The sequence below is a fragment of the Elusimicrobiota bacterium genome, from assembly GCA_026388075.1.
In the GTDB taxonomy this organism is placed as follows: domain Bacteria; phylum Elusimicrobiota; class Endomicrobiia; order Endomicrobiales; family JAPLKN01; genus JAPLKN01.
Map to the genome: position 1 here is coordinate 1 of JAPLKN010000073.1, position 8,633 is coordinate 8,633.

Consider the following 8,633-nt stretch of genomic DNA (forward strand, 5'->3'; position numbering starts at 1 on the left):
TCCTGAGGCTTAAAACTTTTTATATCTTCTTCTCTGTCACAGATTATCCTGAGCGCTGCGGACTGTACTCTTCCGGCAGAAAGCCCGTACTTTATTTTGCGCCATAAAAGAGGGGAAAGTTCATATCCTACCAGCCGGTCTAAAATTCTTCTGGCCTGCTGGCTGTTAACAAGATTTGAGTCAATTTTTCTTGGATGTTTTACCGCTTCAGTAATCGCATCTTTGGTTATTTCAGTAAAAGTTATTCGTTTGGTTTTTTCATCAGAAAGTTTTAATGCATCCTTAAGATGCCAGGCTATAGCTTCGCCCTCGCGGTCGTAATCAGTCGCAATATATACCGCAAGAGATTTATCGCTGATTTTTTTAAGTTCAGATATTATTTTTTTTGCTCTCTGGATTAAAATATATTTAGGTTCAAAATTATTTTCCGTATCAACGCCCAGCTTACTTTTAGGCAGATCCCGTACATGGCCATACGAGCTTTTAACTATGAAATCCTTGCCAAGAAATTTTGAGATTGTTTTTTCTTTTGCAGGAGACTCTACTATTACAAGAAATTTGCTCATTTCTATTTCCTTTTTATTGCGTTTTTATATAGATCTTGCCCGGAAGCGACCTTACCAGCCCTTTTAGTTCAAGCCCCAAAAGCGATGAAGCCGTTTCTTTAGATGGGATATCAAGTTTTTGAGTGATATTATCAATAGATGTTCCGTTTAATTCATTTTCCAAAAAGTTTAATATTTTTTGTTCAGAATTTCCAAAAGCAAAAGATTTTTCGCATTCTTTTTTAATGAATATTTTCTTCTCTTTCAAGAGTTTCTTAAAAGGATTGATTTCATCAATAATATCATCTGCGGATTCGGCTAAATGCGCACCGGATTTTATCAAACTGTTAGTGCCTTTTGAATATTTTGAAAATATCGGGCCGGGAACTGCAAAAATATCTTTTCCCTGATCAAGGGCATGCTTTGCAGTAATAAGGCTTCCGCTTTTAATATCCGCTTCAATAACTAAAGTTGCAAGACTCATTGCGGCGATTATGCGGTTCCTCCTTGGAAAATTTTCCTTATCAGGCTGAGAATTTAACGGAAATTCGCTTATCAAAGCGCCGTTTTTAGTGATTTCTTCTTCCAGTTTTTTGTTTTCCGGAGGATAATGCTTGTTTAAGCCGTTTCCTAAAACAGCTATCGTTCTTCCTTTTTCTTTAATGCAACTTTTGTGAACCTCTGTATCAATTCCCCTTGCAAGTCCTGAGATGCAGGCAATCCCTGATCTGGCAAATTCCGCAGCAAAGAAAGAAGCAGCCGATATTCCGTAAGGCGTGGGCTTTCGCGTTCCAACAATTGCTACGCTGAAAAAATCCTTTTTCAGCAGGCTGCCCAGGACATATATAACGGGCGGATAGTCAGAAAGATTTTTTAACGGTTCAGGATAATCTTTATTTTTGTAAGTTAAGACTCTTGCTCCGATTCTTTCGGCATCAGTTATTTCTTTCTCAGCATTATTTGTATTTTTAATTTCGGATATGCCTTTAGCAAGTTTTTGAGAAATTCCGGGAACCTTTAAAAGTTCGTTTTCCGGGACTTCTAAAATATTTGAAGCTGAGCCGAAACTATTTATCAGAGTTTGAAACTGCCCGTAACCAAGATGAGGGACCAAATTTAGCGCGATAATTGACTTATCTTCGTTTGAAAAATTCATAATTAACTTGCAATTCCTCGCATCTTTATGCGGGGCAACCAATAACTTCTCCCTTTGAAAAAGGGAGATTGAGAGGGATTTGACGTTATTGAATCTCCCCTCACCCCTCTTTTTCAAAGAGGGGAACATCTGATACCCCGCAGCTTGCTACAGGGGAGGTTCATTAAATTTTGAGTTATTTTCTTATAGATTTGCCAAAAATAACCTAATCGCTTAATACCCTGCGGGCGCCTGCATAATGCCTCACAAAATAAGGCTCATCTAGGCGGGAAATAGTTACATGTTTTACATTTACTGTGGCATGGATTAACTCGCCGTTTCCGATATATATGCCGACATGATTAATGCGGGAATAAGTTATCCTATTGCCTTTTTTGTCCTTCTTCTTGGAATAATATACTTTTTTGAAAAAGACCAAATCCCCGACTTTCAAATTTTCTTTTTCTACTTTTACGCCCTTTGCATATTGATAATAGGCAGTTCTCGGCAAATCTATGCCGAGATCCTTAAAAATTGTCTGAACAAAAAAAGAGCAATCTATGCCTTGCCCTATGCTTTCGCCGCCGTATTTGTAAGGGTGTCCGAAAAGATCAAGCCCTAAAGAAACTATTTTTTTTGCCCTTTCATCGCTATAAAGATTTTTTGTTTCTTCATTTACTATTTTTCCTGCCAGTTCCTTGTCTTGAGTTTCGTCTTCAGGAATTAGCTGGTCAAAATTTTCTTCCTCAATTATTTTTGTATTTATTTGCTCTTCTTGTTCAATCGACGTTAAAACATCTTGCGCCTTTTCCCGTGTATCATAAGGCCCTATGCGGACTTCGGGGTTTTCTCCGTATAACAAATAAACAGGATATCCCCGCGATGATAACTGCCTGCATAAAGATTCGGATTGTTCTTTGGTGAAATCCCCCAATACAACCAGAGTATACGAAGCTTCTAAAAATGATGCCAGAAAAAGGAAGGGCAATATAAAAAGAACAATGTTGCGTAGCAATTTGTTAAGCATTTTTGAGTAAAAATAATTTTTTGCGCATAATCTCGGTTTTGGGATCGTCGGGATATTCTTCCAGGAATTTATTTATTTCCTCTTCCAGCCTCTTTTTGTCATTTTTTTGATCAAGGATTTCTATTGCTTCCGACCATCCAAGAGGGGCATAATAATTTTTGGGATATTGCTCGTGTATTTTTAGAAACCAGCGCAATGCGGATTCCTTCCTGGCGGAAAGGTTTAACGTCATTGCAAAAAAATACTGGACCGGGGGGATTATAGTGCTATGGCGGGAATCAATATATCTTTCAAAATCGCCTTTTTTAATATAATTTATGGCCCAGCTTATAGAAATAATGAAAACAATAATAATGAGGATGAAGAGTTTTGTATGAAGCCTCATATTATTTTTCTGTTTCTACGATTTTGAGTTCGTCGCCGATAATAATAGGTTCGCGGGAACTAATAACTCGGGCTATAGAAGAATCCAATCCTACATTTCCGGTAATCTCGATTACTCCTATATAGCGCACTTCATAGCCTATTAATTTTCCTGTCTTTGGGTGTTTGATTCTGCCGTTTTTTCTAAATACATCGCATCTCGTTCCTTCTTTTACTTCGTATGATCCGAGGTTCGTGTAAACTGTATCTCCGGCAGTAATGCTTACTTTTTTATCTTTTTCGCCTACAATAGTGCCGTCGCCTTTCCATTTTTTTGGACTGAGAAAGCTTTTTTCTCTGAATTTAGTATCCCTTGAAGTTCTTTCTGCCAGCAAAACCTTTGAGGATTCAGCTGAATATTCGGATCCGCTTTGTACATCCGTCGATTCGGTAGCAGCTACACTTTCTTGCTGAGAAGATTCCGAACCGGATAGATAATCTTCACAAAAAGAAATCCCAGAAAAAAACAAAACCATGCAAACTGAAAAAGAAAACAATAAAACAAGTTTACGCATAATGTCCCTCCTATTAATAAATCTTTTTGATGTTTAAAATTTTAATGGCAAGGATTATTCTATTCTATTATTCGTTTTTTGTCAACCCGCGCCTTATTTTATCCGCCTTCGCAAAAAACCATCCCGCCTTGGCGGTATAAGTCCGTAGATGTCATGCCCAAGGCAGATCCGCCTGGGGTGGAAATGAGAAGGCGGGCGGGGATTTCGCCTAAGAAAGCAAAGATACTATAAAACCATAGACTTCATTTAAATTATAAACTATGATACAATTAGTAATCCCAAGTTTCAATTTATACCTATTAGGAACGGTGTATTAATATGAAGTTATCTAAAATAGTAAGGTTATTGCCGGCTGTTTTTTGCTTGCTTTTTTCCTTATATATAAAAGGCGAGAACACAATTAACGGGAAAATAGTGGTTCCCGTAGTAAACAGGGCATATCTTAAAGAATGCTTAGAAATAATAAATTCATCAAAAAGCTCTATATCCATAGCTCATTATTATTTTAAGAATGATTCCACAACACTAAAAATCAAGAACGCCATTCGAGATGCAGCTAAAAGGGGCATTAAAGTGAGGGTATTGCTTGACGGCTCAATAAAAGAAAACGCAGGAGCCCTAGATGATTTTTCTTCTTTTGGCGTTAAAATAAAACTTGGAAATCCGAAAAGGAAGCTTCATGCAAAACTTATTATAGCTGATGCGGCGGTTACTTTGCTGGGCTCCACAAATTTTAGCGAAAAATCCATTGATGAAAACAATGAAACCAATGTGTTAATTAATGATGCCAGTGTTTCAAAGATATATCAGGAGTATTTTGAAATGCTTTGGAAAAATGAGGTTTTTAACAAAAATATTAATTTCCTTGAAATAGGCTCTGAATTTATTGCAGTACCCGTTTTTGACAAAAATTATTTTGACTATGCGCTTGAGCTGATTAGTAATTCCAAAAAAAATGTCGGCGTGATTCTTTATATGGCTAACTTTATGCCAAAATATTATTCCAGCAAACCGAACCGTCTCCTGCGGGCTCTCTGCGATGCCAAAAGAAGAGGAGTAAGCGTAAGGGTGATACTGGAAAAAAGCGGTCACGATGAAAAATTAAACGAAATGAATGCCGGCACATTTAAATATTTATCCGGAAATAATATTGAGATAAAATTTGTCCCATCGGATATTATTACCCACGCCAAGCTTTTAATATGCGACAAAAAAGTAATTTTGGGTTCTACTAACTGGGTAATAAGCGGGTTGGGAAAAAATAGGGAAGCAAATGTTTTAATAAGAAACGATGAATCGGCGGATATCTTTTGGAAATATTTTGAAGACCTCTGGATAGGGAAGCAGTCCTAGAAATTATTTTACTAATTTAGTAGAATAGTCCCTTAAAAATAAAATTAGAGGAGCTTTATGATTACAACAACCTACTCAAAAGGAAAATTAGCGGCAAAAACCGGCAACGAGGCAATGGCAGAGGCGATGCGCCAAATTTCTCCGGATGTTGTTGCGGCTTATCCCATTACACCGGCTACTGAAATTGTTCAGATATTTTCTCAGTTTGTCGCGGACGGAATAGTGCCGACGGAATACGTTGCTGTTGAAAGCGAGCATTCTGCGATGTCTGCCTGTATTGGCGCAAGTGCTGCCGGTGCCAGAGTTATGACAGGTACTTCTTCGCAAGGGCTTGCTTTGATGTGGGAAATGCTCTACATCGCGGCAGGGTTGCGTTTACCGATTATTCTTTCAGATGTAAACAGGGCGTTATCCGCACCGATCAATATTCATGGAGATCAATCCGATACTATGGGTGCACGCGATTCCGGATGGATTCAGATTTATTCTGAGAATTCGCAGGAAGCATACGACAATCTTATCCAGGCTGTGCGTATTGCAGAAAAAGCCAAGCTCCCGGTGATGGTTACTACTGACGGTTTTATTATAAGCCATTGCATGGAGGTAGTGGAGCTTCTGCCGGATGAAGATGTTAAAAAGTTCGTCGGCGAATATAAACCTGAAAGATATCTTCTAGATATCAAAAAACCTTTTACGCTTGGAGCTATAGATCTTCAGGATTACTATTTTGAACATAGGGTTCAGCTTGCAGAAGCGATGACTAGTTCAAAACAAATTATTCTTGATGTTGCCAAGGATTTTTCAGAAAATTTTAACAGAGAATATTCATTTTACGAAAAATATAGAATGGAAGACGCAGAAACTGCAATTATAATTATCGGTTCGGCTGCGGGTACAGCAAAAGTAGTTGTAGACGAGCTTAGAAAAAAAGGCGTTAAAGCAGGCCTGATAAAAATTCGAGTATTCCGCCCCTTCCCGCATAAAGAGCTTGCTCAGGATCTTGCAAAAGTAAAAGCTTTAGCTATTATGGATAGGGCAGATTCTTGTTCTGCAGCATTTGCGCCGTTATATACCGATGTAACTTCGGCATTGTTTACGCACTTGGGCGCCAACTCGCCTAAAACTATCAATTGTGTTTATGGCCTTGGCGGAAGGGATATAATACTTGATCATTTCAGAGAAGTATTTTCAAAACTTGAAAAAATAAAATCGGGCGAAAAATTTAACAAAGAAATAGAATACATAAACTTAAGATAATAGGAGGCAAATATGAAAAGTTTTTTTAAAATATTTCTTTTATTCGCTTTGATTTCGGCTGTTAGTTCTCCGGTATTTGCCTATAAACCGATGAAAAATGTTTCCAAAAAGCAAGTAAATCAAAATGAAAGGATCAGGCAGGGTGTTAGAAGCGGGGAATTAACAAAAGAAGAGGCGAAAGAACTTAAACAAGACCAAAAAGAAATAAGGAAAATGAAGCAGGAAGCAAGATCAGACGGCAAAGTTACTGTCCAGGAAAGAAAAGAGATACAAAAGAAGCTCAATCAGGAAAGCAAAGAAATATATCAGGAAAAGCACGACGAGCAAAAACGTTAAGGAGAAATATTAAAAATGGCTAATTTGAAAGAACTGTGCAAAAAAGAAGACTTATTTACCGGAGGCCACCGTTTGTGCGCCGGCTGCGGGGCGGGTATTATTGCCCGGCAGGCTATGCTGGCAGCTTCGGATAAACCTGTAGTTGTAACAAGCGCAACAGGCTGTCTTGAAGTTGCATCTACGATATTTCCATATACCGCATGGAAAGTTCCTTTTTTTCATTCAGCATTTGAAAACTCAGCGGCCACCTGCAGCGGTATAGAGTCAGCATATAGAAGTCTAAAAAAACAGGGTAAGATTAAGGACGACATAAGATTTATCGCTTTTGGCGGAGACGGCGGAACTTACGACATAGGACTGCAATCGCTTTCAGGCGCGGTTGAAAGACGACATAGATTGCTTTACATTTGCTATAACAATGAAGCATATATGAATACCGGCATTCAAAGATCCGGAGCAACACCTAAAGGCGCGCATACTACAACTGCGCCGGCTGGAAAAGTCAAGATGGGAAAAGAGCAGTTTAGAAAAGATCTGACTGCAATTATGGCTGCCCACGATATTCCTTATGTTGCCCAGGCAGTCGTAGGAAACTGGAATGACTTTGTTACAAAGGTTCAAAAGGCGCTGGAAACTGACGGCCCTTCATTTATAAATATATTGCAGCCTTGCCGTCTTGGATGGGGCTATCCTCCCGAAGAAACAATGTCTATCGGGCGTCTTGCTGTTGAAACCTGTATGTGGCCGATATATGAAGTTGTAAACGGGCAGTATAAAATCAATTCTAAACCGAAAGAGAAAAAGCCCGTAGCAGAGTTTATGAAAAAACAGTCAAGATTTAAGCATTTATTTAAACCTGAGAATCAGGCGATTCTTGACAGCATACAAGCTGAAGTTGACCAGAAATGGAATAAACTGCTAAAATTGGAATCCCTTAGTAATGAGAAATGAGTAATGGGTAATGAGTAAAAACGATGGGCCAAGAGTTTTATTTTGAAAATCTCGAAGTTTATAAAAAAGGAATAAAGCTAGCTCACGATATTTATGAAATAACCAAGAGTTTTCCTGATAAGGAAGTTTTTGGATTGACAAGCCAGATAAGAAGAGCAGCTGTATCCATAGCGCTTAATATAGCTGAGGGTTCAGCAAGAAGTAAGAAAGAGTTTTTGCATTTTTTGGATATTTCAAGAGGTTCTGTGTTTGAAGTAGTTTCAATTTTTGATATTGTTCTTAAAGAAGAGTATGTTTCGCAGGAAATCCATTCTACCATTAAATTGAAGTTAGAAGAAATATCAAAGATGATAAGCGGCTTGAAACGTTCATTAAGAAGTAGTAATGAATAATTCGTGATGATCTGTAGCATGAATATAGAAAGTATTTAGCTCATTACTCAAAACTCATTACTCATAACTGTAGTAATAATTCCGGCGTAGCTCAATGGTGGAGCATTCGGCTGTCAACGTAGTTGACCCTGAGCGAAGTGGTTAACGTTTTTGAACCACAGAGTCGAAGGGTAAAAAGGCAGCTTTCACGCGAAAGCGTGATTGAAAAAGCGGGTGAATTCAGGAAATCCTGATTATCGAGAGATGTAAGGTAATCCTGAGCCAAGCCCTGAGTGAAATGGTGAGCTTCTCGAACCATGAATCGAAGGGAAGGTGCAGAGACTAGACCGCAAGGTCGTACCCCTGTAGATTTGTTTAGCAAAGCTAAACAGCAGGGGGAAGCCCCCGCCCCCTAAATCCAGAAAAATGGATATGGAGATGATATAGTCCAAGTCCTAATGAAAGTTAGGGAAACTTGTAACCGAAGGGTTGTAGGTTCGAGTCCTACCGCCGGAGTATAGCCCAAAATTGCCCCTGAAGGGGAGCGGTTTTGGGCTATTTCTTTGTCGCTAGGGCGAGAACCTTGGCGAGAGTCTTCGCGCGCGGAGTTCGGAGCGGCTGCACCGAATGAGCACGCAATCCCTAGTTAAGGGACTACCGCCGGAGCCAATCTTAGAGTTTCAAACTCAGCATTTAAGAAAGAGGAGGGTTTAATACTTT

At 38.9% G+C, this 8,633-nt stretch carries 10 protein-coding genes; 5 read left to right on the plus strand and 5 right to left on the minus strand.

Features of this window, described 5'->3' with window-relative positions:
- The 5 genes from NT145_04205 to NT145_04225 form a co-directional block, all read right to left on the minus strand.
- Nucleotides 1-566, minus strand: a 566-nt coding sequence (locus NT145_04205; protein MCX5781892.1) for a toprim domain-containing protein, incomplete at its 3' end; no start/stop codon positions are given.
- Nucleotides 567-579: 13 nt separating this feature from the next.
- Nucleotides 580-1,701: a DNA-processing protein DprA gene (dprA, locus tag NT145_04210; protein MCX5781893.1), complete on the minus strand. Its 1,122-nt coding sequence runs from the start codon at nucleotides 1,699-1,701 to the stop codon at nucleotides 580-582.
- Between the two features lie 205 nt (nucleotides 1,702-1,906).
- Nucleotides 1,907-2,707: an NlpC/P60 family protein gene (locus NT145_04215; GenBank protein ID MCX5781894.1), complete on the minus strand. Its 801-nt coding sequence runs from the start codon at nucleotides 2,705-2,707 to the stop codon at nucleotides 1,907-1,909.
- Complete coding sequence (locus tag NT145_04220) at nucleotides 2,700-3,092, minus strand: hypothetical protein (protein MCX5781895.1); 393 nt, start codon at nucleotides 3,090-3,092, stop codon at nucleotides 2,700-2,702. Before NT145_04220 ends, NT145_04215 begins: the two co-directional genes overlap by 8 nt.
- Before the next feature lies 1 nt (nucleotide 3,093).
- Complete coding sequence (locus NT145_04225) at nucleotides 3,094-3,645, minus strand: hypothetical protein (protein ID MCX5781896.1); 552 nt, start codon at nucleotides 3,643-3,645, stop codon at nucleotides 3,094-3,096.
- A 318-nt stretch (nucleotides 3,646-3,963) separates the two neighbouring features.
- Between NT145_04225 and NT145_04230 the strand changes: the two genes are divergently transcribed.
- From NT145_04230 to NT145_04250, 5 genes are read left to right on the plus strand one after another with little or no spacing between them, the layout of a single operon-like run.
- A complete protein-coding gene (locus NT145_04230) occupies nucleotides 3,964-4,998 on the plus strand; it encodes a phospholipase D-like domain-containing protein (GenBank protein ID MCX5781897.1) in 1,035 nt (344 codons plus the stop codon).
- A gap of 57 nt (nucleotides 4,999-5,055) precedes the next feature.
- The gene (porA, locus tag NT145_04235; protein MCX5781898.1) at nucleotides 5,056-6,255 is read left to right on the plus strand and encodes a pyruvate ferredoxin oxidoreductase; all 1,200 of its coding nucleotides are present in this window, start codon (nucleotides 5,056-5,058) and stop codon (nucleotides 6,253-6,255) included.
- Nucleotides 6,256-6,267: 12 nt separating this feature from the next.
- The gene (locus tag NT145_04240; protein MCX5781899.1) at nucleotides 6,268-6,591 is read left to right on the plus strand and encodes a hypothetical protein; all 324 of its coding nucleotides are present in this window, start codon (nucleotides 6,268-6,270) and stop codon (nucleotides 6,589-6,591) included.
- Between the two features lie 15 nt (nucleotides 6,592-6,606).
- Nucleotides 6,607-7,542, plus strand: a complete 936-nt coding sequence (locus NT145_04245; GenBank protein ID MCX5781900.1) for a thiamine pyrophosphate-dependent enzyme — start codon at nucleotides 6,607-6,609, stop codon at nucleotides 7,540-7,542.
- A gap of 23 nt (nucleotides 7,543-7,565) precedes the next feature.
- Nucleotides 7,566-7,934, plus strand: a complete 369-nt coding sequence (locus tag NT145_04250) for a four helix bundle protein (protein MCX5781901.1) — start codon at nucleotides 7,566-7,568, stop codon at nucleotides 7,932-7,934.
- The last annotated feature ends 699 nt before the right edge of the window (nucleotides 7,935-8,633 follow it).